The organism is Hymenobacter armeniacus, from assembly GCF_014699055.1.
GTDB classification, from domain to species: domain Bacteria; phylum Bacteroidota; class Bacteroidia; order Cytophagales; family Hymenobacteraceae; genus Hymenobacter; species Hymenobacter armeniacus.
Genome location: NZ_JACXAC010000002.1, coordinates 631124 through 658122 on the forward strand (window position 1 = coordinate 631124; position 26999 = coordinate 658122).

The following is a 26999-nucleotide window of genomic DNA, read 5'->3' on the forward strand; positions in this document are numbered from 1 at the left end:
GCATTTCTACCGCAATACTAAAATTGATTGACACGGTAGAGATGCTTCGGCCAGCTCAGCAGGACGTTCTTTTTCTGACTGTCGACTGGTCTACAGGTTCTTGCCCAATAGCATCAGCATGAAGGCGTACTGCCGCGCCGTGTCGTCAATGGACTTGAAGCGGCCCGAGGCGCCGCCGTGGCCCGCGGCCATGTCGGTGTGTAGCAAGAGCAGGTTCTTGTCGGTTTTCTGGGCGCGTAGTTTCGCCACCCACTTGGCGGGCTCATAGTACTGCACTTGCGAGTCGTGCAGGCCGGTGGTGACGAGCATATTCGGATACGCCTGCTTCTTCACGTTGTCGTAGGGCGAGTACGACAGCATGTACTTGAACTCCTCCTCGTTGGCCGGGTTGCCCCACTGGTCGTACTCGCTGGTGGTGAGCGGAATGCTGGGGTCCGACATCGTCGTGACCACATCCACGAACGGCACGGCGGCAATGACGCCCTTGTAGAGGTCGGGCCGCATGTTCACCACGGCACCCATGAGCAGGCCGCCGGCGCTGCCGCCCATGGCAAACAGCGTGGCGGGCGAGGTGAGTTGCTGCTTCAGCTTGGTGGCGCCCACCTGCACCTCGCGCGGCTTGGTGAGGTATTCGGAGCAGTCAATGAAATCATTAAAACTGTTGATTTTGTGCGCCATGCGGCCGTCTTCAAACCACTGCCGGCCCATTTCCTGGCCGCCCCGAATGTTGCACAGCGCGTACACAAAGCCGCGGTTCAGCAAGCTCAGCCGGGCGGCGCTGAAAGTGGGGTCCTGCGAGAAGCCGTAGGAACCGTAGGCGTACTGCAGCAGCGGCGCGCTCCCGTCCAGCTTCGTGCCCTTCTTGTACACGATGGACATGGGAATGAACTTGTTATCGCGCGACTTCACAAACACCCGCTCCGTCACGTAGTCGAACTTATTGTAGTTGCCCAGCACCGATTGCTCTTTCAGCAGCGTGCCGGTGCGCGTGCTCATGTCGTACTCGTAAATGGACGGCGGCGTGGTGAGCGAGGTGTAATTGTAGCGCAGCAGCGGCGTGTCAATCTCGCGGTTCACGCCAACGGTGGCGGTATAGGCCGCTTCATCGAAGGGGATGTAGTGCTCCTGTTTGTCTTTGAGGCTCACCACGCGCAGCTGGCGCAGGCCGCCCTTTCGCTCATTCAACACCAAGTATTCTTTGAACACCTCGAAATTGTCGAGGAAGATGACGGGGTTGCGGGGCAGCGCGTCGGTCCACGCAGCTTTGGCGGTGGTGGCCACGGGCGTCATCATCAGGCGGTAGTTGGGCGCCTGCCAGTTGGTGCGCACGTAGAACTTGTCGCCCAGGTGCTCTACTTGGTACAGGTGGTCAGGCTCGCGCTTTTGAAACACCTTGGGCTGGGCCGTGGGCGCGTTGGCTTCCAGGTAGCGGTACTCCGACGACAGCGAGCTGTTGAGGTCAATGCCAATGTATTTCCGCGACTTCGAGCGGTTGATGGACACGTTGAAAGTGTTGTCCTTCTCTTCGTACACGAAGGAGTCCGTCTTGGGGTCGGTGCCCAGCGTGTGGCGGTACACTTGGTAGGGCAGCAGCGTTTTCACATCCTTGCGCACGTAGAACACGGTCTTGTTGTCGGCGGCCCACACCGCTTCGCCGCTGGTGTTGTGAATGCGCTCGGGATAGTCCTTGCCGGTGGCCAGGTTCTTGAACCGCAGCGTGTACAGCCGGCGGCTCACGGTGTCGACCGAGAAAGCTAGCAACTGGTTGTTGTCGCTCACGGCCCAGTCGCCAATCTGGAAATACGGCCGGCCGGTACCCATCTCGTCGCCGTTCAACAACACTTCCTCGGTGGCTATCAGGCTGCCTTTCTTGCGGCAATAGACGGGATATTCCGACGCAAATTCGTAGCGCGTGTAATAGTAGTAATCGTTGTCTCGATAAGGTTCGGAGGAGTCTTCCTGCTTGATGCGGTTTTTGATTTCCTGGGCCAGCTTTTTCTGGGTTTCCTTGGTGCCGGCCATTTGCTGGTCGTAGTAGGCGTTTTCGGCATTTAGGTACTTCAGCACCGCCGGGTCGCTGGGCTGGTTCAGCCAGTAGTAGTTATCGGTGCGGGTGATGCCGAAATCGGTAAACACCTTGGGCTTGATGGGCGCTACCGGAGCACCCTGCCCCACAGCACTTCCGGCCAGGGCCGCGCCTGCGCCAGTCAACATGGCTTTTCTAAGGAATTTCATACTAGAAAAATATCAAAATGTTTATAATCAACACTGAGGTGAGAATTGGCGGCGTAAGTTAATGGATAAGTTATAAAATATACTCCATCTATATAGTAGGGCCGTTAGCGGTAGCGCAGGCAGCAAAACGAAAAAGGCTGGCCTCCCTGCGGAAGCCAGCCTTTAAGCGCAATCTAATGACAGATTACTTCTTTGTGTCAGCATCGGGAGCTTCCGGCGTTTCGGCCGGGCGCTCGTCGCTGGCGAGGTTTTGGGCCTCGTCGCTCTTGCTCACCGAGAAGGTCAGTTCCTCGGCGCCTTCGGTGTAGTCGGCAGTAATCACGTCGCCGTGCACCACCTGGGCCTTGAGGATTTCCTCCGCAATCGGGTCTTCTATGTACTTCTGGATGGCGCGGTTCAACGGACGGGCACCGTACTTGGGGTCGTAGCCTTTGTCAGCCACGAAGTCTTTAGCGGCTTCCGTCAGCTCAACACGGTAGCCCAGGGCCTGCACCCGCGAGAGGAGCTTGCTGAGGCTGATGTCGATGATTTTGTGGATGTCCTTTTTCTCCAGCGAGTTGAAGACGATGACGTCATCCAAGCGGTTCAGGAACTCAGGCGAGAAGGTCTTTTTCAGGGCGTTGGTGATGGTGCCCTTCGTAATCTCGTCCATGTTTTCCTGGCGGGCTTTCGTGCCGAAGCCAATGCCGGCGCCGAAGTCCTGCAGGTCACGCGCCCCGATGTTCGAGGTCATGATGATGATGGTGTTCCGGAAGTCCACCTTGCGGCCGAGGCCGTCGGTTAGGATGCCGTCGTCCAACACTTGCAGGAGCAGGTTGTACACGTCCGGGTGCGCCTTCTCAATCTCGTCGAGCAGGATAACCGAGTACGGCTTGCGGCGGATTTTCTCCGTCAGCTGGCCGCCCTCTTCGTAACCCACGTAGCCGGGAGGCGCGCCCACCAGGCGCGACACGCTGAATTTCTCCATGTACTCCGACATATCGACGCGCACCAGCGCATCTTCTTTGTCGAAGAGGTAGGTGGCCAGCACCTTGGCCAGCTCCGTCTTACCTACACCCGTCGGGCCGAGGAATACGAACGAGCCGATGGGCTTCTTGGGGTCTTTCAGGCCCACGCGGGTGCGCTGAATGGCTTTCACCAGCTGCTTGATGGCTTTGTCCTGGCCAATTACTTTGCCTTGCAACTCCTCGTTCATGTTGAGGAGTTTCTGGCTTTCGTTCTGGGCCACGCGCGAAACGGGGATGCCGGTCATCATGGCGATTACCTCGGCCACGTTTTCCTCTTTCACCGTGTAGCGCTTCTTCTTGGTTTCCTCTTCCCAGCTCTTTTTGGCGCCTTCGAGTTGGTCCAGCAGCTTCTTCTCGGTGTCGCGGAGCTTGGCGGCTTCCTCGTATTTCTGCGATTTCACCACGCGGTTTTTCTCGCCTTTGATGTTCTCAATCTGCTCTTCGAGCGAGAGAATGTCCTCGGGCACCACGATGTTATTGATGTGCACGCGGGCACCGGCTTCGTCGAGGATGTCGATGGCCTTGTCCGGCAGGAAACGGTCCGACATGTACCGGTCGCTCAGCATCACGCACTGCTCAATGGCCTTGTCGGTGTACACCACGTGGTGGTGGTCCTGATACTTGTCCTTGATGTTGTGCAGGATTTCGATGGTCTCCTCGGGCGTAGTGGGGTCCACCATCACCATCTGGAAACGACGGGCCAGGGCGCCATCTTTCTCGATGTACTGACGGTACTCGTCCAGCGTGGTGGCGCCGATGCATTGAATCTCGCCGCGGGCCAAAGCCGGCTTGAACATGTTCGAAGCATCGAGCGAGCCCGAAGCACCGCCGGCGCCCACAATGGTGTGCAGCTCGTCGATGAACAGAATCACGTCGGGCGACTTCTCCAGCTCGTTCATCACGGCCTTCATGCGCTCCTCAAACTGGCCGCGGTACTTGGTGCCGGCCACCAGCGAAGCCAAGTCCAGGGTCACGACGCGCTTGTTGAAGAGCACGCGGCTCACCTTTTTCTGGATGATGCGCAGGGCGAGGCCTTCGGCGATGGCGGTTTTGCCTACGCCGGGCTCACCGATGAGGATGGGGTTATTTTTCTTGCGGCGGCTCAGGATTTGGGCCACGCGCTCAATTTCTTTTTCGCGGCCCACGATGGGGTCGAGCTTGTCTTCCTCGGCCAGCTTGGTGAGGTCGCGGCCGAAGTTGTCGAGCACCGGGGTGCGCGATTTTTCGCCCGGCTTTTTGGCCGTCGAGCTGCCCGAACTGCCGCGGCCGCCGGGGCCCGACGAGCCAAACAGTTTGTCGTTGTCGTCGTCGTCGGTATCGGGCGTACGGTTTTGCGGGGCAGCGCCGGCATTGCCGTGGTAATCCAGCGAGTCGCGCACAGTTTCGTAGTTCACGTTAAACTTGGAAAGAATTTGGGAAGATATGTTGTCTTCGTCCCGCAGGATAGACAACAGGAGGTGTTCGGTGCCAATGATTTCGGACTTGAAGATTTTGGCCTCCAAGTAGGTTATTTTCAGCACCTTTTCGGTCTGCTTGGTGAGCGGAATCGAGCCGGTGATGCTGGTGCCCTGGGTGGCGGTGTTGCGGGTGGCCTGCTCGAGCGAAAACTTGAGCTCGTCGATGCTCACGCCCAACTTGCGCAGCAGCCCGAGGGCCGTGCCTTCGGCTTCGCGAATCATGCCCAGGAGCAGGTGTTCGGTACCGATATAGTCGTGACCGAGACGGATGGCTTCCTCCCGGCTCAGGGAAATAACCTCTTTGACGCGGTTTGAGAATTTAGCTTCCATGCCAATAAACGTAGTGAAAAATCAGACAGCCCCGCGTCGGGCAATAACTCGAATAACGGGTTGGGCCGATGTAGCTTGAAAACAAGCTGGTTCGGGCGAAGGTTCGGACCGGTTGCGGCCCGCAGGCTTTTAATCTAACGTCGGAGGAAATTTACAGGTTGCTGCTTTTCGCCACAACTTTACAGTAAAAATCCGCCGGCGGCCGGACCCTGCGAAAACAAGAGGTCCAGCACACTCAGGCCCGGCTCAAAACCTGGGCCAAACACCTGCGGATAGGGCCTCACCAGGGTATGGGCTGCCGGTCTGTCAGGTTCGGGCTCGCGGGAGGCCGTTTTGGGTGTCAGCCAGTCGCGTCGGTCCACGATGGCGGCGGCGGACGGGCTAGCTAGAAGACCAACATTCTCGAAAGAAGGTTGCGTGGAGTGGTAGGCGTGGTATTCGGCGGTGAGGTGGATGGGCAGGGTCAGTCGAAAGCAGCGCAACAATAAGCGCAGGAATTGCAGGTTGAGGTCGAAAAGCAAGATAGGCTTACGTACGTAAATATCGTGCAGGTAGTCGGCATAATATTCAAAATACGGACTATTGCCGTAGGCCGTTTGCAAGGTGCGCGAGTGCCGGTGAATCCAGTTCTGGCGGTAGTCGATTTCAATTTCAGAAACACTCACTTTTTCGGCCCGGTTTCCATCAATAACCGGCACCGTGAGCGGCTGCACGCCCTGCGCCGTGCGGATGAGGCAGCGGTTGCGGTAGGTTTGCTTGCGGTAATGCTCGTGGGCTTCGAGGAGCAGGCCGTCGGCGCGCTGCAGCGCGGCGAAAAGCGCGGCCGGCGGGAAGTAGTGCAGTTCGGTGAGGAGAATCATGGGCAGTGTAGAAACGCAAATATGCGCCTCTACTCGTCTCCGCCCTGGCCTTTACTGCGCTCGGCGTCGAGGAAGTAGGCACCCTTCACGACCAGATGCGTGGTGTCGCTCAGCTTATCCAGCGGGCGCACGGCTACCTGGCCCTGGTCGGTGGCGCCGGGGCGGAGGCTGAAGCGCCGGAAGGTGCTGCCTTTGGCGTCGGACTTTACCTGATAATAGGCGTAGCTGATGTCGCCGCCGGGCACGAGGGCGTCTTCGGGCAGGGTGCGCTGGGGCGTGCGGCCGGTGAGGATGCGGGCACTGACGTATTGGCCGGGCAGCAGGGCCGCGGTGGCAGCGGCATCGGGGCCGCTGTCGTGCAGGTGGGCGTGCACGCTTACGGTGCGTCCGTCGTCATCGAAGGCTTTGCCGACGAGGAAAACGGTGGCCGGCAGCGGGCGGGCGCTGGCCCCCTGAGCGGGCGCGCGGAACAGAATGTCCTGGCCCACTTTCACCTTGGCGATATCGCGCTCGAACACTTTTAACTCCAGGTGCAGGTCGGAGCGGTCGACCAGCTCGATGAGGACGTCCTGCGGATTCACGAACTGGCCAGGGTTGACTAGCACGGCCTTCACGTAGCCGCCAATGGGCGCAATGAGCGGCACGCTGGGCTTGATGCTGCTGGCGCTGATGCGCTCGGGCACGAGGCCGATGAGGCGGAGCTGGGCGGCGAGGCTGCCGGCCGCGGCCTGCTCGGTGCGCAGCTCGGAAGTGGCTTGCTGAAGCTTGCGGCGCGCGCCCACGTCCTCGTCGTTGAGGACTTGCTGGCGGGCCGTTTCTTGCTGCAGGAACACAATGCGGGCTTTGCTTTGGAGGTAGTCCTGCTGCAGCTTGAGGTAGTCGGGGTTGCGCAGGGTGGCGAGCACGCTGCCGCGCGACACGTGCTGGCCGGGCAGCACCGGGAGCTGCTGCACGTAGCCGCCCATGATGGCCGTGATGGATACTTTGTGGTTCGGCGGCACGTCAATCTGGCCGGTGGCCTGCACTTCGGTGCCCAGGTCGCGGCGGGTGAACGTGCCGAGCTCGATGCCGGCGGCCTGCAGCTGGGCTTTGGAGAGGAAGACTTCGTTGGGCGCGCGGGGCGGGGGCGCGGCGGGCTTTTCGGCGGTGGTTTCGGTTTTGCTGCCGCAGGCAACGAGGCAGGGGAAGAGGGCGAGGTAGGGCAGGAGTTTCATGGGAATATATTTCTTGGTTTTGTTGGGCCGGTCATGCTGAGCGTAGTCGAAGCATCTCTGCCGCTTCGTTGGTACAATGCCGATTACTTGCGCGGTAGAGATGCTTCGGCTTCGCGGACGCCAGATGAGCATGACGTGTTGTTTTTTGTTCACTGCTTATTGAGCATCGGTCCCGGTCAGGGCCTGAATACTGGCCACCAGCTCGTTGTATTGCCGCAGCTGCTCGAAATAAGCTTCCTGGATTTGCCAGGCGGGCTGGGTATTTACCACGTATTCCACGTACTCGATGTCGCCGGCGCGGCGGCTTTTTTCGGCCGTGTCGAGGATAAGGCGGGCTTGCGGCAGGGCGTAGTTCTCATAGTAAAGGAGCGAAGCCTGGGCGCGGGCCAGCTGCTGGCGCAACGTGCTGAGCTGGGTGCCAAACTGCGTATTGGCGTAGTTGAGCTGCACCTGAGCCGCTTCCTCACCTATTTTGGCGGCGGCGATGCGGGCGCGTTGCGCGCCGCCGAGCAGCGGCACCGCAATGCCAGCCTGAGCCACGTTGAAGCCTTTTTCGTGGTTGATGGTTTGGGTGAAATAGCCGGCCCGGAGGTCGGGCAGGCGGCGCAGCTTTTCGAGCTTGGTTTGCTGCTGGCTGAGGGTGAGCTGCTGCTGGTAGAGGGCCAGCGTGGGGTTGGTGGTGGGCGTGAAAGCGGCTGTGTCGGCGGGCAGTAGCACGGCGCGGGGGCTGGCGGTGGTGTCGATGCTGGCCAGCCCGGGCTGGCCCAGCAGCAGGCCCAGCTGGCGGCGTTGCACCAGCAGCTCGGAGCGCAGGGTGGCGAGGCGGTTTTGCAGCTCGCGGGCCCGCGCCTCGGCCGAAACCTGCTCCAGGCGGTTGGTTTCGCCCACCTGGTAGCGGATGCGGGCGGCCCGGGCAGCACGCTGGTACAGGCTGTCCTGCCGGCGCAGCAGGGCCGCGAGGCGGTAGGTCACCAGTAGATTATAGTAGCCCGAACGGATGCTGCGGGCCAGCTCGCGACGCTGGGCGCGGGCCCGGATGGCGCCGGCCTCGGCCGTGGTTTGCAGTACCTGGCGCTGCGCGCCATACACGGTAGGAAAGGCCGACTGCTGCAGGATGTTGAAAGTCTGGTCGTTGAGCGTGCCCTGAATCTGGCCGTATTGGTAGTCGACGGTCAGGCGGGGCAGGTCGTAGGCGCTGCGGGCCAAGGCCGCCTGCTGCTGGGCCTGCAACGTGGCCGACTGCACCAGCGGGCTTTGCGCAAGGCCGGTGCTCAGCGCCTGCGAAATGCTGAGTGGCGCATTGGTGGGAGCTTTTGTGGCCTGGGCGCGGCTGGCGGCCGGCACCAGCAACAGCCCGCCCAGTAACAGCAGCACTGCCGCCGGCACACCGGATGCACCGCCCGTTTCGGCGGCCACTTGGGCTTCGTGCGCGGCTTCGGCCGCTGCTTCGGGGCTGGGCTCGTCGTCATCCACGAAGAAGGTGTAGAGCACCGGCAGCACCACCAGCGTGAGCAGCGTGGCCGTTATCAGCCCGCCGATGACGACGGTGGCCAGCGGCTTCTGCACCTCCGCGCCGGCTGAATTCGACAAGGCCATCGGCAAGAAGCCCAACGAGGCCACCGAGGCCGTGAGCAGCACCGGCCGGAACCGCTCCTCGGTAGCGCGCAGCACCCGTTCGCGAATTTTCTTCACGCCGGCCGTGGCCAGCTCGTTCAAGCTGGCAACCAGTACAATGCCATTCAGAACCGCCACGCCAAACAGCGCGATAAAGCCCACGCCGGCCGAAATGCTGAACGGCATCCCGCGCAGCCCCAGTGCCAGCACGCCGCCAATGGCCGCCAGCGGAATGCCCGTGAAAATCAGCAAGGCTTCCTTCACCGAGCGAAAGGCCAGGAACAGCAGCATGAAAATCAACACCAACGACACGGGTACGGCAATGGCCAGCCGGTCTTTGGCGTGGTTCAGGTTTTCGAACTGGCCGCCGTATACGATGCTGTAGCCGGGCGGCAGGCGCAGGCCGGTTTTTAGCCTGCCCTGGATGTCCTGCACGAGGCTTTGCACGTCGCGGCCGCGCACGTTCACGCCGATGTTGACGCGGCGGCGGGCGTCGTCGCGCGAAATCTGGGCCGGAGCGGGTTTCAGGGCCACGGTGGCCACTTCGCTCAGCGGAATCTGGCCGCCGTCGGGCAGCGACACCAGCAGCTGGTTGAGGTCGTCGGGGCCGCGGCGGTGCAGCGAGTCGAGGCGCAGCACGAGGTCGAAGCGGCGCTCGCCTTCGTACACCTGGCCGGTGGTTTGGCCGGCGAAGGCGGTTTGCAGCAGCGTGTTGAGGTCCATCACGCGCAGGCCGTACTGGGCCAGCTTGGCGCGGTCATACATCACGCGCAGCTGCGGCAGGCCGATAATCTGTTCCACTTTGATGTCGCCCACGCCCTGCAGCGGGCGAATAATGGCGGCGGCCTCGTCGGCCTTGGCCTTGAGCAGGTCGAGGTCGTCGCCGTAAATCTTCACCGACACGTCCGACTTCACCCCCGAAATCAGCTCGTTGAAGCGCATCTGGATGGGCTGCTGAAACTCCAAGCTCACGCCGGGCACGCCGGCCAGGGCCTTTTGCATCTTGTTGGCCAGCTCCTCGCGGGTACTGGCGCTGGTCCAGTCGGCATGGTCTTTCAGGATAATCATGATGTCGCCGTCTTCGAGCGACATGGGGTCGGTGGGGATTTCGGAGGTGCCGATTTTGCCCACCACCTGCAGCACTTCCGGAAACTGGCTTTTGAGAATGCGCTGAATCCGGCCCGTTATCAGGATGCTCTCATGGAGCGACGAGCCGGGCGCCAGGGTCACGTTCATGGCAAAGTCGCCCTCGTCGAGCTGCGGAATAAACTCGCCGCCCAAGCGCGAAAACACGAAGCCGCCCAGCGCCAGCAGCCCCACGGCCACGCCCACCACCAGCCAGCGCATCCCCAGCGCCGCCCGAATAATCGGGTCGTAACCGCGGTGCAGAAAGCCCACAATGCGGTCGGCCAGGTTGGGCTTTTCGCTGATGGTTTTCTTCAACGCCCAGGCCGTGACGGCCGGCACGTACGTCAGGCACATGAGCATGGCGCCCAGAATGGCGAAGCTCACCGTGAGGGCCATGGGCCGGAACATCTTGCCCTCCACGCCGGTGAGCGAGAGGATGGGCAGGTACACAATCAGGATGATGAGCTGGCCGAACAGGGCCGATTTCATGAGCCGGTTGGTGACGCCCTCCGTGATGTCGTCCATGGTTTCGTGGGCGGCTTTGAGGCGCTCGTGCAGCAGGTGGGCAATGACGGCCTCCACAATAATCACGGCCCCGTCCACGATGAGGCCAAAGTCCAACGCGCCCAGGCTCATGAGGTTGGCCGATACGCCAAAGGTCTTCATCATGCCCAGGGCGAAGAGCATGCACAGCGGAATCATGCCCGCCACCACCAGCCCGGCCCGCAGGTTGCCGAGCAGCAATAGCACCACCACCACCACGATGATGCCGCCCTCAATCAGGTTTTTGACCACGGTATGAATGGCCTTGTCCACCAGCTTGGTACGGTCGAGGAAGGGCTCGATGACGAGGCCTTTGGGCAGCGTTTGCTGGATTTCGGCCACCCGGGCCTTCACGTTTTTAATGGTGGCCTCGGAGCTGGCGCCTTTGAGCATGAGCACCACGCCGCCCACGGTTTCGCCCTGGCCGTCGCGGTTCATGGCGCCGTAGCGCACGGCGTGGCCGAAGCGCACGGCCGCGATGTCGCGCACCAGCAGCGGCGCGCCGCCCTGGCCGGGCCGGGCCACGGGCTTCACCACGATGTTGCCGATGTCCTGCAACGACGTGGCCCGGCCCTCGCCCCGGATGAAAAACGCGCGTGGGCCGCGCTCCAGGTAGCTGCCGCCGGCGTTACCGTTGTTGGCTTGCAGGGCCTCGTAGAGTTCGGCCATGCTCACGCCCGCGCCGGCCAGGCGGGTGGGGTCCACGCTCACCTCGTACTCCCGCACGTAGCCGCCGAAGCTGCTCACGTCCACCACGCCGTTCACGCCGGCTAGTCGCCGCTTCACGAGCCAGTCCTGGATTTCGCGCAGCTCGGCCAGGCCGTACCGCTTCTCGTAGCCCTTGTCTACTTTGATGGTGTACTGGTAAATCTCGCCCAGGCCGGTGGTGATGGGCGCCATGCCCGGCGCCCCCAGGCCCTGGCCAAGGTCGGCTTCGGCTACCTTGAGTTTCTCGGCCACCAGCTGGCGGGTGTGGTAGGTGTCCACGTCTTCCTCAAACACCACGGTAATCACCGACAGTCCGAAGCGGGAAATCGACCGGATTTCGGTGACGCCTGGGATGGTGCGCAGCTGCAATTCGAGCGGCACGGTGATGAGCTGCTCCACCTCCTGCGCCGCCAGCGCGGGGCTTTGGGTGATGACCTGAACCTGGTTGTTGGTGACGTCCGGAATGGCGTCGAGCGGCAGGCTGGCGGCCGAAAAAATGCCCCAGGCCAGCAGCCCGGCCAGCATCAGCGCCACCAGTATCTTGTTGCGGATGCTGAAATTAATAATTGCCGAAATCATGCGATACGGTGCGCTATGGCCCGGCCCGAACGCGGCGAAACAGCCAGCCCGGGGAAGGCGCTAACATTCCAATAAGAGAGGGGAGGGGCCGGAATTTGGGGGCCGGGGCCTGGTCAGGCGCGGGCACACTGCGTCCGGGGGCGCAAGCGGGCTAGGCTCGGGGCGGCTGACCCAGCGAGGCGCTGAGGCTGAAGGCATAGCGCGGCGCGGTGGCAGCGCGGTAGGCCCGTGCAGCGGCCGTTTCGGGCCGTGCCACCTGCACCAACCGCGTCACGGGCGTTACCACGAAGCTGAGCTGTACGCAGCCGTGGTGACAGCGCAGGGGCAGGTTGTGGTGGTCTTGCTGGTGGCGGGGCGAGAGCGTGCAGCCCGCGTAATGCTTGGTGCCCGCGCCGTAGTGCTCGGCAATGAACTCGCTGAAGCTCAGCCCGCCGCCGGCTGCGGAGTGGTGGTATTCGTAGTGCTTCACCAGCTCTGGCAGCTTGGCCAGCTCGCCCAGGTCATTCTCCGGAATGAAGCTGCCCAGCAGCATCAGTATTCCCAGAAAGAAGGCGAGGGTGGAGCGCATAGCGCGAAATTAACGCTTGGGCACGGTAAATGTTTGTAGGAGGCCTGCACTGCTGCCGCCTGCACCTGCTAATGCGTCCTTTTCCCCCGCCGTACTTTTGCCCCATGCGCTTTCTCCTCACGTTCCTCATTGGCATGGCCGCGCTGGCGGCCCAGGCCGGCCCGCCGCAGCTGCTGCTCGACGTGGCCCGTTTCCGCAATATTGACAAGGTGCAGAAGGGCGCCGAAGTCGAAATCTACGTGACCGTGCCCACGCAGCCGCTGACGTACCGGCAGCGGGCGCCCCGCTCGTTTCAGTCGGCCGCCACCGTCACGCTCGACGTGCTGAAGGCCGACGGCACTTCCGCCTACCACGAGGTGGTGACGCTGAAGCCGCCGGTGCTCAACGACACCACCATCGCCATCAAAAACCCGCAGAGCTTTCTGAAGCGCATCTACCTGCCCGACGGCAAGTACACCCTGCGCGGCACCGTGAAAGACCAGTACCGCAGCGCCAACGGCGAAACCACCGTCGAAAAGCCCTTGGTGCTGGAAGCGCCCGCCGGACCTTTCCTGAGCGACGTGGTGCTGCTGGCCCGCCCGGCCGCCAAGAGCGGCGGCGACGACAACTTTGCCCGCGGCGGCTACCGCCTCACCCGCGCGCCGGGCGGCACCTACGGCCGCGGCGCCGACAACATCTTCTTCTACACGGAGCTGCACAACGCGCCCCAGGGCCAGCCCCTGCGCGTGCACTACCACCTCACCACGCCCGACGGCTCGGCCGCCGACGCCGACGCCTCGCTCACCCCGCAGTCGGGCCGCCCCACCACCATCGCGGGGCAAATGCCGCTGGGGCCGCTGCCCGACGGGCCCTTCACGCTCTTCATTGAAGTGTACGGCGGGCCCGGCAACAAGAAATTGCTGGCCGGCCACCGCGCCATTGGCCAGCGGGCCTCGGCCGAATTTGCGCCCGGGGGCGCAGCAGTGCCCCGCTAAGCATGGCGACCAAAGGCGCGCTTTCCGGCACCGGCCGGCCCTATGCCTGGTACTTCGAGCCGCTGCGCTGGCTGCTGCTGGGCCTGGCGCACCTGCCGCTGGCCGTGCTCTACGGGCTGGCCGAGGGCATTTATTTCCTGCTGGCCTACGTGGTGCGCTACCGCTGGCGCGTGGTGACGGACAACCTGCGCAACTCGTTTCCGGAGCAAAGCCCGGCCGAAATTGAGCGCACCGGCAAGGCGTTCTACCGCCACTTCTCGCAGGTGGTGGTAGAGATTTTGAAGCTGGCCGCCATCTCGCCCGCCGAGCTGGCCCAGCGCATGCGCTTCGTGAACCCCGAGCTGATGACGCGCCACTTCGCCGACAAGCGCCTGGTGCTGTCGCTGGGCTCGCACATGGGCAACTGGGAATGGATACTGAGCGGCGCCGCGCTAGAGTTTCCGGGCCGGGCGGCGGGCGTGTACAAGCCGCTCAACAACTTGTTTTTCGAGGATTTCATGCGGCGCCTGCGCACCCGCCTGGGGGCCGATGCCGTGCCCATGCTCGCCACGCTCCGGTACCTGGTGGCTCACAAGGGCCAAGGGCACACCCTGAGCCTGCTGACCGACCAGGCCGCCGGCCCGGAGGACCGGCCCTATTGGACCACTTTCTTGAACCAAGACACTAGCTTCTACACCAGCGCCGACCGGCTGGCCGTGCAGCTCGACTGCGCGGTGCTCTACGTGGGCATCCGGCGGGTGCGGCGGGGGTACTACGAAGTCACGTTCACGGAGCTGCCCGATGGGAGGGAGGCAGCCAACGCCCCGGCGGGCACCTTTCCGGTCACGGAAGCCTTTGCCCGGCAACTGGAAAAGGACATGCGCGCCTCGCCCGAGCAGTATTTGTGGACGCACCGGCGGTGGAAGCACAAGCGCAGCCCATGAAATGAAAAAGGCCGTTCTGCTAGCAGAACGGCCTTTTTCATTTCATGGGCTGCAAACGGTTTCTACAAGTACTGCTCAATGTCCCCGGCGCCTTCGCGCACGATTTCAAACTCGTCGTTCACGCAGTCGACGATGGTGCTGGGGGTGTTGCCGCCGAAGCCGCCGTCGATGACGAGGTCCACGAGCAGGCGGTACTTCTCGTAAATCAGGTCCGGGTCGGTCACGTATTCTTCCAGGGTTTCCTCGCTTTCGCGCACCGAGGTGCTCACGATGGGGTTGCCGAGCTCCTTCACTAGCTGGCGGATAATCTGGTTGTCGGGCACGCGGATGCCGACGGTTTTGCGCTTCACGCCGCCGAAGCGGGGGGCGTTGGCGCTGGCCTCGAACAGGAAGGTGAACGGGCCGGGCAGGGCTTTCTTGATGACTTTGTAGGTGGCCGTGGTGATGCCGTGGGCGTAGTCGGAGATGTGCGACAGGTCGTAGCAGATGAAGCTCAGGTTGGCCTTGTCGGGGTGAATGCCTTTGATGCGGCACACGCGCTCCACGGCTTTGGCATTGGTTACGTCGCAGCCGATGCCGTACACGGTATCGGTGGGGTAAATAATGACTCCCCCTTTGCGCAGTACCTCAACGGCTTGCTGAATACGGTTTTGCGGCGGATTTTCGGGGTGAATGCGAAGAAGAGTGGCGGGCATGGGGTGTGGTGGGGATTGAAGGCGTGAAGGCCAGCCGCAGCCGGCGATGAACAGCCCCCGGCGGCGGCGCGGGGCCGGCCAAGCCGAAGGGGCGGGCAAGGTACTACGCCCGGCCGGAACGAACCAACTACGCACGGCCCGCGCGTCCGGGTTGCCGGGCTTCGTACTTTTGGCGCCGCTCCCTCGCTTTTCTTCGCCATTCCCATGTCCCAGCCTGCCAAAAAGACGGCCCTCGACTACCGCAACCAAGCCCTGAAGCGCCGCCGGCGCTGGGGCGTCGTCAGCATCGTGTTCACGCTGGCGCTGGTGTGCTTTTCCTACTATTTCTACCAGGTGTTTTTCACCGCCAACATCGAAACCAAGGGCAAGCCCACCTACGTGGTGATACCGCGCGGCGCCGACTGGAAGACGGCCCTGAATGCCGTTGATAAGACCGGAGCCGTGGTCGACAAGCTCTCGCTGCACTTCGTGGCCCGGCTCATGAAATACGACAAGCCCGGCGCCGTGAAGCCCGGCAACTACGAGCTGAAAGACGGCTTCACCAACCGCCAGCTCATTAACGTGCTCAAAAGCGGCTCGCAGTCGCCGGTGAAGCTCACCTTCAACACGGTGCGCCTGCGCAACGAGCTGGTGGCCAAGCTGGCCAGCCAGGTCGACGTGCCCGCCGCGCGCCTCGACTCGCTGCTGCGCGACCCCGCCTACACCAAAAGCCTGGGTTTTGACACCACCACGGTGCTCACCATGTTCATCCCCAACACCTACGACACGTACTGGAACACCTCGGCCAAGCGCCTGATGCAGCGCCTGAAAACCGCCTACGAGCAGTTCTGGACGCCCGAGCGCGACGCCCAGCGCGAAAAGCTCAAGCTGACCCGCGCCCAGGTGAGCACCCTGGCCAGCATTGTGGAAGCCGAGCAGCAGCAGCACGCCGACGAGCGGCCTCGCATTGCCGGCGTATACCTCAACCGCCTCAAACGCGGCATGAAGCTGCAGGCCGACCCCACCGTGGTGTATGCCAACCGCGACTTCACCATCAAGCGCGTGCTCAACGTACACCTGCAAAAAGACTCGCCCTACAATACCTATAAGTACGCCGGCCTGCCGCCCGGCCCCATCAACCTGCCCAGCATCGCCAGCATCGACGCGGTGCTGAAGCCGGAAAGCAACAACTACCTGTATTTCTGCGCCAAAGAAGATTTCAGCGGCTACCACGCCTTCGCTACCAACGAGACCGAGCACATTGCCAATGCCCGCCGCTACCAGGCCGCGCTGAACCGGGCGGGGATTAAATAACCGGCATGGTTTTATGCAAACACACAAGCTGAGCTACGAAGAATATCAAGAAACATTCGCAGCACCTATGCTGGATGTGTCGCAAACCGCGGAGCCTGTTCTGGATATTTGGCTGTACGTTGAAGCAGTACCAGAATCGGATTTAGAAGGCTTCAGGTTATTGGACGGGATAGTCCGCTATGTCTATCAGAGCCCATCAGGTCAGTACATACATGTATCGGTTTCTGCCGATGATGAAAATGCTTTTTTGGTGGTAGTCATCGATTTGTATTTGGTGAAGATAATTGGCCATTACCTGTTGGATTTGGTTACGCTCTACGACCTGAATTCCACCGAAGAAATATAAACCCATGTACATTTCCGACATTCAAATCCGCGTGCGCTACGCCGAAACCGACCAGATGGGCTACGTCTACCACGGCAACTACGCGGCCTATTTTGAAGTGGCCCGCACCGAGGCGTTTCGCAAGCTCGGCATCAGCTACAAGGAACTGGAGGCTGATGGCGTGGGCATGCCGGTAGGGGAGTTGCGCACCCGCTTCCGCCGCCCCGCGCGCTACGACGACCTGCTCACGGTGCGCCTGCTGCTGCGCCAGCCGCCGGAGGGCACGCGGGTATTGTTTGAGTATGAGATTTATAACGAAGCCCAGGAGCTGCTCACCGAAGGCCACACACTCATGGTGTTTGTGAAAACCACCACCGGCCGGCCCGTGCCCATTCCCGAGGGCATCCAGCAGCAGCTAGCGCCGTATTTTAGCGAAGACGACCTGGACAGCCCGGTGCTGCCCAAGCCCAGCGCCATTTTGCCCGATGCGCCGGCGCCGGCCGCGTTCCGGAAGTAGAAAAGCTGCGAACCGTTAACCGTTAGCAAAGCGCTTTTTGCAGCTGATATTGTTAATTGTTCACTGATAACTGTTAACTGCCCCTTGAAAGCCCCCGCCGCTATCCGCCGTGCCCGCTTCCCCGATGTGCGCCGCCAGCGCACCTACCGGCGGGTCATTGTGGGCCTGAAGCGGCTGCGGCTGCCCGGCGGCCAGGCCTCGGTCTACGACATTCTCGACCGCATCCTGCACGAGTTGCGGCTCGACTCGTTGGAAAAGCGCGCTGCCTACATGGCCTTCAACCTCACGGTGGCCCTGTTTCCGACCATCATCTTCCTGTTCACGCTCATTCCGTACATCCCCGTGCCGAATCTGAACGTGGACATCCTCCAGTTCCTGGCCGACTTCATGCCGCGCGAGCTGTATGCGGCTACCGCCTCCACCATCGAGGACATCGTAAACATTCCGCACGGCGGTTTGCTGTCCTTCGGTTTCGGCACGGCGCTGGTGCTCAGCTCCAACGGCATCATGGCGCTGCTCGACGCCTTCGAGAAGAAGTACCCGTGGTTTAAGCACCGCAGCTACTTACGCAAGCGCATGATTGCCACGGCGCTCACCTTTGTGCTGTCGCTGATATTGGTGTTGGCCATCACCGGCATTTTCTTCGGCACCTACCTGATTGACGGGCTGGTATTCTATGAAATCGTGCCCGAGCGGTTCACCGATTTGGTGCTCACGCTCATTCGCTACGGCTCGCTGGTGGGCCTGTTTTTGAGCACCACCTGCGTGATTTACTACTTCGTGCCGCCCGTGCACGACAAGTGGCCGCTGCTCTCGGCCGGGGCCGTGGTGGCCACGCTGCTCATCTTTCTGGTGTCGTTTCTGTTCACGCTCTACGTGCGCATCTTCAATTCCTACAACACCTTTTACGGCTCCATCGGGGCGCTGGTGGGCTTTATGGTGTGGCTCGAGTTTGTGTGCATGACGCTCATCATCGGCTTTGAGGTGAACGTGAGCATGGACGCCATCACCGGCCGGCGCCGGCAGATGATGCGCGAGCAGATGAGAATGCGGAACGCAGAATGAGGAATTGATTCTGAACGGAATAGAAAAAAGTGTGAAAATTTTTCTTCCCTCCTCGTTTTTCATTCCGCATTCCTTTCTACTTTTGCACTCCCCAATCACTCGGGGGCCTGTATAGAGAGGTGGCAGAGTGGTCGAATGCGACGGTTTCGAAAACCGTTATACCGGCAACGGTATCGGGGGTTCGAATCCCCCCTTCTCTACGAAAAGGCTTTTTCTGCGCTGGAAAAAGCCTTTTTTGTTGCTCACGCATACCACTGCGCGCTACACAATTGACCCAGAGAGCTGGCAGAGTGGTCGATTGCGGCGGTCTTGAAAACCGTTGAGGGTTAAACCTCCGGGGGTTCGAATCCCTCGCTCTCTACGCAACAAAAACCCCGTTTCCAGGCCGGAAACGGGGTTTTTGCTTTTTCATTCAACCGGGCTGGCGCCGGCGGCGTGGGCGGTGGCCCACCTGCCGGGCGGTGCAAGTATATCGATGACATTCTATCTTTGGCCACACTTCATTATTTGCTGCATATGGCCTTAAACTTTGATGAATTCCAGAAAGTCGTAGAATCGGCGCAACAAGCCGACGCGGTAAAAGCCGACCTGAAGCGCGCCCTGCGCAAGGTGACCGCCGCCCTGGGCGCCCTGCAGGCGTCGCTGGGCGAGATGGAAGCCGTACTGGCCGACGGCTACGTGTCGACGCCGCGCACCCGCAAGCCCCGCACGCCCAAAGCCCCCGGCGAAGGCGGCGCCAAAAAGCCCGGCCGGCCGAAGAAAAACGCCTAAGCACCGGCTACTTCGTTGAAAAGAGGCGCTTCTTGCAGAAGAAGCGCCTCTTTTTGTTGATTCACTGTTTTAATTGCTTTCCCCACATGAGTAACGACCTTTCTGCCTTCGACAAAGCCCGGACGGGGCTGTGGACCAGCCTGCAAAAGCACCTGGCCACCGTGTACGAGGCCGAAGCCGCTTTTGCCGGGGCCGTGGCCTTTACCGCCGGGACGTTTCCGTTTGCTGCCTCGGCGGCCACGGCCGAAGAACTGGACCTGTACGGGCAGCATCGGCGGGCCCTGCGCGACCTGTTCACCGACGAAACCACCCAACTCGATACCCTGACGAAGGCCATACGGCAGAAGGGCTACGCCGAAGACGAGAAAAAGCAGCTGTACCTGCTGCTGCTCGGCTACATGGACATTGCCGCCACCGTGTTTGCGCGCCTGCACACCGAAGTGCCCACTTCTTTGCCCAGCGACGAGGAGTTGGCCGAAACCACGGCGCGGTTTGCGCGGGTGCAAAAATTTGCGCGGCTAAACGTGAAAGGGCTGCCGGGCCTGCTGTAAGCGGCTACGCTGTATACATGACGCAGGCGTGGCAACTGGCCCTGGTGGCACTTTTTCTGGCGTTGGGCATGGGCTACGCGGCCCGGGCCGGCAAGCTGACGGCCGCGGGCGTGTGGCTGGGCGGGGCCGTGGGCCTAGCCATCTACTGGGGCGCGGGCTTTGTGGGGCTGGGGCTGCTGGGGCTCTTTTTCGGGCTGGGCACGGCGGCTTCGAGCTGGCGCGTGGCCGATAAGCGCCGCCTAGGCCTGGCCGAGGACAACAAAGGCCGCCGCACGGCCGGGCAGGTGCTGGCCAACGCCGGGGTGGCGGGCGGGCTGGGCCTGCTGAGCGGCGCGTTTCCGGCCTTCGCGCCGCTGGGCCAGCTGATGCTAGCCGGCAGCTTCGCGGCCGCCACCGCCGATACGCTGTCGTCGGAGCTGGGCAATGTGTATGGGCGGCGGTATTACAACATCCTCACGTTTCGGCCCGATATGAGGGGCGAAAACGGGGTGGTGAGCCTGGAAGGCACGCTGCTGGGCTTGGCGGGCAGCGCGGTGATTGCCGGAGCGTATTGCCTAGTCCGCGGCTGGGGGCCGTGGTTTGGCTGGCTGCTGGTGGCCGGCACGGCTGGCAACCTGGCCGACTCGGTGCTGGGGGCCACGCTGGAGCGCCGGGGGCTGCTGACCAACAACGCGGTGAACTTGCTCAACACGCTGGTGGGGGCGCTGGTGGCGGCCGGGCTGTGGTGGCTGGCAAGCGCCTGAGCAGGGCTGCTGACAACGGCGCGGGCCCGTTTGTCGTTGCAGGCACCTAACGTTGTGCTTAGCCTTTGTCCATGCCTCGCTTTATTCTTTTGCTGCTAGTCCTGGGGCTGGCTTTTTCTGCGCGTCCCGCGGCCGCCTACGCCGTGCTCACCCACGAGGCCAACATTGATTCGACCTGGGAACGATGCCTGGTGCCGGCCATTCTGAAGCGTTACCCGACTTCCACCCCGGAGCAATTGATTGATGCAAAGGCCTATGCCTATGGCGGGGCCATCATTCAGGACATGGGCTACTACCCGTTTGGCTCGGCGCTGTTCACCAACCTGACGCACTACGTGCGCTCGGGCGACTTCGTGCGCAACCTGCTGCTGGAAGCCGAGGACCGCAACGATTACGCCTTTGCCCTGGGGGCCCTGGCCCACTACGCGGCCGACCGCAACGGCCACTCCGAAGGCACCAACCGCGCCGTGCCCATGGTGTACCCCGACCTGAAGGCTAAATACGGCGACGTGGTGACCTACGAGCAAGGCAAGGTGCAGCACGGGCAGCTGGAGTTTTCCTTTGACGTGGTGCAGCTGGCCAGCGGCAAGTACCACAGCCAGGATTACCACCAAAAAATTGGTTTTCAGGTGAGCAAATCGGCCTTGGAGCGGGCCTTTTTGAAAACGTATGGCCTGGAGCTGGGCCAGGTCATCGTGAACGTGGACCTGAGCATTGCCAGCTTCCGCTTTGCCGTGAGCCAGCTCATTCCGCAGGCGGCGCGGGCCGCGTGGCACTACAAGCGCAAAGACATTCTGAAGCTGAGCCCCGGCGCCCGGCGGCGCGACTACATGCAGCGCAACCACCCCAAGGCCTTCCGCAAAGAGTACGGCAACGACTACCAGCGGCCGGGTTTCGGGGCGCGCATCATTTCTTACTTCATTCGCGTGCTGCCCAAAATCGGGCCGCTCAAGCCGTTTGCTTTCAAGCTGCCCACGCCGGAGGCCGAGAAGATATTTCGCGGCAGCTTCCGCTCGGTGATGGCGAAGTATTGCTCCGACATTGCCCGCCAGCCCGCCGATACGGCCGCCGCCCCCCTCACGCTGGCCAACATCGATTTCGACACCGGCCACCCCACCCACGCCGGCGAATACGGCTTGGCCGATGAGACCTACGGCGAATGGGTGCGCAAGCTGGCCAACAAGAAGTTTGAGAACCTGAACCCGGTGGCCCGTCAAAACATCTTGGCGTTCTACGGCACTGCGCCCAAAAAGCCGCTATCGGAAGAAGAGAAAGAGGCCAGCAAGCAGAAGCAAACCCAGGAAGCGTTGGAGCAGCTACGGGCCCTGAAGTAAAGGAATCGTTACGGACCTGGGCGATATGTCTAACATATCCTACTTTAGATGCAAGTTTGGCGTGCGTCGGGCGGGGCGTGGTCAGACGTCGGAAACAGGCTTCATGGTTTTGGTGCGTACTCTATTTCTCACTTTTCTTTTCTTCATATGAGCAAACTCCTTACGTATCATCGGCCGGCTCGCTGGCTGAAACTGTTGTATGCGTTGGCCTTGCTGCTGCCCCTGACGGGGCGGGCCCAGGTCGTCATCAGCCAAGTGTACGGGGCGGGCGGTAATGCGAGCGCCACGTATAATTCCGACTACGTCGAACTGTTCAACCGCGGCGCGAGCCCGCAGTCGCTGAGTGGTTGGTCGTTGCAATATGCTTCGAGTACAGGTACTTTCAACTCGATTGTAACCTTTGGGGCAACTGTGAGCATTGCTTCGGGCAAGTACCTGTTGGTGCGCGTGGGCGCCGCCAGTACCACGGTGGGCGCGGCTATCACGTCGGACGTGACGGGCGCCGGCGGCCTGAACCTGAGCGCAACGGCGGGCAAAATTGCGCTGGCCAACAACGCCACCACCGTAACCTACGCTGCCGGAGCCCCCACCGGCACCAACGTGGTAGACTTTTTGGGCTATGGCACGGCGGCCAATGCCTCGGAAACCAGCCCGTTTCCCGCCACCAGCATCACCAACCAGCAAGCCATTTTCCGGGCGGCCGGCGGCTGCACCGATACCAACAACAACAGCGCGGACTTTGCGCTGGCCGCCGCCGCGCCGCGCAACTCGGTCACCACAGCCAGCCCGTGCGCTACTCCGGCCGAAATCAACGTGACCGATGGCGCCGTGACCTACCTCACGGGCAGCACCTACAGCGGTTTTGCCAGCACCACCGTGGGCAGCGCCGATACCAAAACGTTCACCATTGAAAATAGCGGCGGCACGGCCTTGACCGTGAGCAGCATTGCGGCCACCGGCGATTTTTCGGTGAGTGGTGCCCCCACTATCGTAGCGGCGGGCGGCTCGGCCACGTTCAGCGTCAGCTTTGCGCCCACGGCTGCCGGCACGCGCACCGGCACGCTCACCATCACCAACAGCGACGCCGACGAGGGGACCTACATCATCAACCTGAGCGGGCAGGGGCAGGCCTCCACGGCCAACCCCGAAATCAACCTGCAACAAGCGGGCGTTACCTTCCTCACGGGCAGCACCTACAGCGGCTTTGCCAATACGGCCACGGGGGCATCCAGCGCCGCGGTGGCCTTCACCATCCAAAACCTCAGCACCACCGATGCTTTGAGCATCAGCAGCATCACTGCCACAGGCGACTTTTCGGTTTCGGGCGTGACTACGCCGGCAACCGTGCCCGCCAATGGCTCCGTGACGGTGAACGTGGTGTTTGCGCCCACGGCGGCGGGCACCCGCACGGGCTCGCTCGTGGTGACGAGCAACGACCAGGACGAAAGCACTTACACCATTGCCCTGCAAGGGGAGGGGCTGAACCCCACGCCGGCCATCAGCAGCCTGGCGCCGGCCACGGCCACGGCCGGCGATGGCGCCTTTACGCTCACGGTGAACGGCAGCGGCTTTGTGAGCGGCGCGGTGGTGAGCTTCAACGGCGTTGACCGGGCCACCACGTTTGTATCGGGCACGCAGCTCACGGCCGCCATCCTGGCCAGCGACGTGGCCACCGACGGCACGTATAACGTGGTGGTGACCAACCCCACGCCGGGCGGCGGGGCCTCGGCCGCGGCCACCTTCACGGTGAACCCGCTGCCGGCGCCCACGCTCACGGGCATCAATCCTACTTCCATTGTGGCCGGACAAGCCACCACGGTCACCTTCACGGGTACCAATTTCGTGAGCGGCGCCACGGTGAGCTTCAACGGCGCCACGCTGGCCACCACGTTTGTGAGCAGAACCACGCTCACGGCCAGCATTACGCCGCCGGCGCAGTCGGCCACGGCCACTTATCCGGTAGCCGTCACCACACCCAGCGGCACCAGCGGCACCCGCACGCTCACCGCCACCGGCGTCTTCACGCTGGTACCCATCAGCCTGGCGGCGGTGAACACGCCCGTGACGGAGGATTTTAACACCCTGGCCGCCACCGGCACCGCATCCAAAACCACCCTGCCCACGGGCTTCGACTTCTTTGAAGCCGGCGGCGATACCAACTACTCGGCCGGCACGGGCTCGTCCAACGTCGGAGATACCTACAGCTTCGGCAGCACGGCCGTGCCTACCGACCGGGCGCTGGGCACCGTGCTTAGCGGTTCGGTGACTTCGCGCTTCGGCGCTCAATACGTCAACAACACCGGCCAAACCATTACCAGCCTGGGCATCAGCTACACCGGCGAGGAGTGGCGCCTGGGCGCGGCTGGTCGGGACGACGTGCTCGATTTCCAGTACAGCACCACGGCCACGGGCGTCAACGCCGGCACGTACACCGATTTCAATGCCCTTGATTTTGTGACGCCGAACACGGCTACCACCGGCGCCAAAGACGGTAATGCAGCCGCCAACCGCACGGCCGTTTCGGGTGTTATCACGGGCCTCTCCATTGCCCCCGGCGCTACCTTCTTTATTCGGTGGCTGGACGCTGATGCCTCCGGCGCCGATGACGGCCTGGCCGTGGACGACCTCTCGGTGACGGCCAACCCCGTGCTGGTGGCCTGCAGCGCCCCCGGCACGCCCACCTTTACCAATATCACCCAAACCACGGCCGACGTGACGGTGACCCCCGGCCCGAACGGCTCGGGGCCCTACACCGTGACGGCCACGCCCACGGCGGGCGGGGCCTCCATCTCCGCGTCGGGCGCCTCACCCGTGACCCTCACGGGCCTCACGGCCGGCAGCAGCTACTCCGTGACGGCTACCTCGACCTGCAACGCGGGCTTCAGCAGCCCCAGCGCCACGTCGGCGGCGGCCACGCTCAGCACCGCGGCCGCGCCCACGGCCACCTTGGCCGTGACGCAAAATGGCACGGCCTACCCCAGCAATGGCGCGGCGTATGCCTTCGGCAACCAGACACTGACCACCACCAGCGCACCGGTGGTGTTCACGCTGACCAACGGCGGCACCGGAGCCCTCACCATCAGCAGCATTGCCACCACCGGCAATTTTGCGGTGAGCGGCGTGACGCCCACTACCGTAGCGGCCGGCGGCACGGCTACCGTGAGCGTGACCTTCACGCCCACGGCGCTGGGCACGCGCACGGGCACCTTGGTTATCACTTCGGATGCCAGCACCGGCGCTGCCTACACCGTAAACCTGACGGGCAACGGCACGGCGGTGCCGACGCCGGAAATCGACGTGCAGCAGGCCAGCACCAGCTACGCCAGCGGCAGCACCTTCAGCGGCTTCCCCAGCACCACGGTGGGCAGCTTCAGCCCCGTGGCCTTCACGGTCCTGAACACCGGTTCGGCGCCGCTGGCCATTAGCAGCGTGGTGCCGTCGGGCGACTTTTCCGTTGCGGCGAGTGGCCCGGCGCCCTATGTTATCCCGGCGGGCGGCTCGCTGGCGCTCAGTTTCGTCTTCGGGCCCACCGCGCCCGGCACGCGCACCGGCTCGGTGACGCTGACCAACGACGACGCCGACGAAGCCACCTACGTCATCAACCTGAGCGGCAACGCCACGGCCGCCCCGCTGCCCGACCTGACGGTGACCACCGGCACGCCTACTTCGCCCACGCCTATTGCGGGCAATTATAACAACGTCACTATTGCGACTGGTGGCAACGCCATTGTGAGCGGCCCGCTCTCCGTGGCTGGCACCCTCACGGTACAGCTCAACGGCTTGCTCATTCAGAACTGCCAGCTCATCACCGGCACAGGCAGCTTCGTGCTGCAAGCCGGTGGCGGGCTGGCCATTTGCGACGCGGCCGGCATTTACACCACGGGGGCCTTGGGCGCTATTCGCGTGTCGGGCACCCGCACCTATAGCCCGGCAGCGGCCTACATCTATAACGGCACGGTGGCCCAGGTGACGGGCCCCGGGTTGCCGGCGCAGGTGTCGGCCCTCGGCGTGACCAATGCCGCTGGCCTGAGCCTGAGCCAAGCCGTGGCCGTGGCCCAGCAAGTGACGCTGCAAGTGGGCAATCTGAACACCAGCGGCCAAGCGTTTACGCTGCTCTCCTCGGCGGCCGGCACGGCCGTGCTCGACAACGGCAGTCAGGGCAGCGTGGTGAACGGCCCGGCCACGGTGCAGCGCTACATCAACAGCACCAACGCCATTGGCTACCGCCACTATTCGGCGCCGGTGAGCAACACCACCGTGAACGACCTGGCCACGACCGGCTTCTCGCCCATTTTCACCACCGCTTACAACACCTCGTCTACGCCGGGTACTGTGACGCCTTTCCCCAACGTGTTTGGTTACGATGAGGGCCGCGTGGGCACCGTCACGTCCAACTACGTCGGGTTTGATAAGGGGTGGTTTGTGCCCGCATCCGGCGTGCCCATGACGCCCAACCGCGGCTACACCGTGAACGCGCCCAACACGGCTTTGGTCGACTTCGTGGGCACCCTCAACAACGGTGCGCAGAACGTGGGCGGCCTGGCCTACACCAGCACCGACGGCGGCTGGCAGTTCCTCGGCAACCCCTACCCGGCGCCGCTGGATTGGAGCACCGTGACGCCCGCCCAACGCCCCGGCATGGACGCCGCCGTGTACGTATTCCAGAGCAGCGGCCAGTACGGCGGCAGCTACCGGAGCTACGCCAATGGCCTGGGCGGCTCCCCGCTCATTCCCACGGCGTCGGGCTATTTCGTGCGGGTGGCGGCCCAGGGCAGTGCTGGCGCCGTGAACCTGACCAACGCCAACCGCGTCACCACGTTTGCCGCCCAGCCGGCGTTTGGCCGCGGCACCGTGGACGTGCGCCCGCAGGTACACCTGCAGCTGAGCGGTGCCAGCACTGGCCTCGACGAAGCCTTTGTGTACTTTGAAGCCGGCGCCACCGCCGGGCGCGACGCGGATTTCGATGCCACCAAGCTGGCCAACCCCAGCGGTTTCAATCTGGCTTCGGTAGCCAATGGCCAGGAAATGGCCATCAACGGTTTGCCGCTATTGGGCACGGCCGCCGTGCTGGTGCCGCTCACGGTGCAGGTGCCCCAGGCCGGCAGCTACCGCTTCGAGGCCGCCAACGTGGCCAACTTCACCGGTACCGTGACGCTGGTTGACGCCCTCACCGGCACGCGCACGGCTCTGAACACGGGCAGCAGCTACGCCTTCACGCTGGCCGCTACCACGGCTCCGGGCCGCTTCTCGCTGGAGTTCCGGGCCGCCGGGGTGCTGGCCACCACGCCTGCGCAGGCCCTGGCCGCCCAAACGCAGCTGTTCCCGAACCCGGCCTCGACGTCGTTCCGTCTGCAGCTGCCAGTGCTGAGCAGCAAGGCCGCCGTTTCGGCCACGCTGGTGAATGCGCTGGGCCAGACCGTGCTGAGCAAGCAACTGAGCGCCCCGGCCGGCCAGGGCATCAGCGAGGAGTTTGACGTGCGCGGCCTGGCCGCGGGCGTCTACACGCTGCGCCTGAGCATCGACGGCACGCCCGTGGTGCGTAAGGTGGTGGTGGAGTAATCCGCT

Annotated in this window: 18 protein-coding genes and 2 tRNA genes; 13 read left to right on the forward strand and 7 right to left on the reverse strand. The window is 62.9% G+C overall.

What is annotated here, in order from left to right:
• Window positions 1-90: 90 nt before the first annotated feature.
• From IC234_RS07100 to IC234_RS07125, 6 genes are all read right to left on the reverse strand, one after another.
• Complete coding sequence (locus IC234_RS07100) at window positions 91-2214, reverse strand: S9 family peptidase (RefSeq protein WP_190923152.1); 2124 nt, start codon at window positions 2212-2214, stop codon at window positions 91-93.
• 205 nt (window positions 2215-2419) lie between these two features.
• Window positions 2420-5029: an ATP-dependent Clp protease ATP-binding subunit gene (locus tag IC234_RS07105; protein ID WP_190923153.1), complete on the reverse strand. Its 2610-nt coding sequence runs from the start codon at window positions 5027-5029 to the stop codon at window positions 2420-2422.
• A 179-nt stretch (window positions 5030-5208) separates the two neighbouring features.
• Window positions 5209-5889, reverse strand: a complete 681-nt coding sequence (locus IC234_RS07110) for a WbqC family protein (RefSeq protein ID WP_190923154.1) — start codon at window positions 5887-5889, stop codon at window positions 5209-5211.
• 29 nt (window positions 5890-5918) lie between these two features.
• Window positions 5919-7103: an efflux RND transporter periplasmic adaptor subunit gene (locus tag IC234_RS07115; RefSeq protein WP_190923155.1), complete on the reverse strand. Its 1185-nt coding sequence runs from the start codon at window positions 7101-7103 to the stop codon at window positions 5919-5921.
• Between the two features lie 156 nt (window positions 7104-7259).
• Entirely contained in the window at window positions 7260-11675 is a 4416-nt protein-coding gene (locus IC234_RS07120; protein ID WP_190923156.1) for a CusA/CzcA family heavy metal efflux RND transporter, read from the reverse strand.
• Window positions 11676-11826: 151 nt separating this feature from the next.
• A complete protein-coding gene (locus tag IC234_RS07125) occupies window positions 11827-12243 on the reverse strand; it encodes a hypothetical protein (protein ID WP_190923157.1) in 417 nt (138 codons plus the stop codon).
• 104 nt (window positions 12244-12347) lie between these two features.
• Between IC234_RS07125 and IC234_RS07130 the strand changes: the two genes are divergently transcribed.
• Both IC234_RS07130 and IC234_RS07135 read left to right on the forward strand, forming a co-directional pair.
• On the forward strand, window positions 12348-13217 hold the full coding sequence (locus IC234_RS07130; protein ID WP_190923158.1) for a hypothetical protein: 870 nt from the start codon (window positions 12348-12350) through the stop codon (window positions 13215-13217).
• A gap of 2 nt (window positions 13218-13219) precedes the next feature.
• Window positions 13220-14140 carry a lysophospholipid acyltransferase family protein gene (locus tag IC234_RS07135; RefSeq protein ID WP_223827526.1) on the forward strand — a complete coding sequence of 307 codons (921 nt, stop codon included), beginning with the start codon at window positions 13220-13222 and terminating at the stop codon, window positions 14138-14140.
• Between the two features lie 62 nt (window positions 14141-14202).
• On the opposite strand, the gene IC234_RS07140 is transcribed toward IC234_RS07135, so the two are convergent.
• Entirely contained in the window at window positions 14203-14835 is a 633-nt protein-coding gene (locus IC234_RS07140; protein ID WP_190923159.1) for an L-threonylcarbamoyladenylate synthase, read from the reverse strand.
• A 204-nt stretch (window positions 14836-15039) separates the two neighbouring features.
• Between IC234_RS07140 and mltG the strand changes: the two genes are divergently transcribed.
• The 11 genes from mltG (at window position 15040) to IC234_RS07195 (ending at window position 26993) form a co-directional block, all read left to right on the forward strand.
• Entirely contained in the window at window positions 15040-16128 is a 1089-nt protein-coding gene (gene mltG / locus IC234_RS07145) for an endolytic transglycosylase MltG (RefSeq protein WP_190923160.1), read from the forward strand.
• Between the two features lie 13 nt (window positions 16129-16141).
• On the forward strand, window positions 16142-16474 hold the full coding sequence (locus tag IC234_RS07150; protein ID WP_190923161.1) for a hypothetical protein: 333 nt from the start codon (window positions 16142-16144) through the stop codon (window positions 16472-16474).
• Window positions 16475-16478: 4 nt separating this feature from the next.
• Window positions 16479-16970: an acyl-CoA thioesterase gene (locus IC234_RS07155; RefSeq protein ID WP_190923162.1), complete on the forward strand. Its 492-nt coding sequence runs from the start codon at window positions 16479-16481 to the stop codon at window positions 16968-16970.
• An 84-nt stretch (window positions 16971-17054) separates the two neighbouring features.
• Entirely contained in the window at window positions 17055-18035 is a 981-nt protein-coding gene (locus IC234_RS07160) for a YihY/virulence factor BrkB family protein (protein WP_190923163.1), read from the forward strand.
• A gap of 113 nt (window positions 18036-18148) precedes the next feature.
• A tRNA-Ser gene (locus IC234_RS07165) sits at window positions 18149-18235 on the forward strand.
• Between the two features lie 76 nt (window positions 18236-18311).
• Window positions 18312-18396: transfer RNA gene (locus IC234_RS07170), tRNA-Ser, on the forward strand.
• A 155-nt stretch (window positions 18397-18551) separates the two neighbouring features.
• Window positions 18552-18806, forward strand: coding sequence for a hypothetical protein (locus tag IC234_RS07175; RefSeq protein ID WP_190923164.1), 255 nt, complete (start codon window positions 18552-18554; stop codon window positions 18804-18806).
• A gap of 86 nt (window positions 18807-18892) precedes the next feature.
• Complete coding sequence (locus IC234_RS07180) at window positions 18893-19357, forward strand: hypothetical protein (protein WP_190923165.1); 465 nt, start codon at window positions 18893-18895, stop codon at window positions 19355-19357.
• Window positions 19358-19374: 17 nt separating this feature from the next.
• Window positions 19375-20100: a DUF92 domain-containing protein gene (locus IC234_RS07185; protein WP_223827527.1), complete on the forward strand. Its 726-nt coding sequence runs from the start codon at window positions 19375-19377 to the stop codon at window positions 20098-20100.
• A 71-nt stretch (window positions 20101-20171) separates the two neighbouring features.
• The gene (locus IC234_RS07190) at window positions 20172-21434 is read left to right on the forward strand and encodes a zinc dependent phospholipase C family protein (protein WP_190923166.1); all 1263 of its coding nucleotides are present in this window, start codon (window positions 20172-20174) and stop codon (window positions 21432-21434) included.
• A gap of 147 nt (window positions 21435-21581) precedes the next feature.
• Window positions 21582-26993 carry a beta strand repeat-containing protein gene (locus tag IC234_RS07195; RefSeq protein WP_190923167.1) on the forward strand — a complete coding sequence of 1804 codons (5412 nt, stop codon included), beginning with the start codon at window positions 21582-21584 and terminating at the stop codon, window positions 26991-26993.
• Window positions 26994-26999 lie beyond the last annotated feature (6 nt).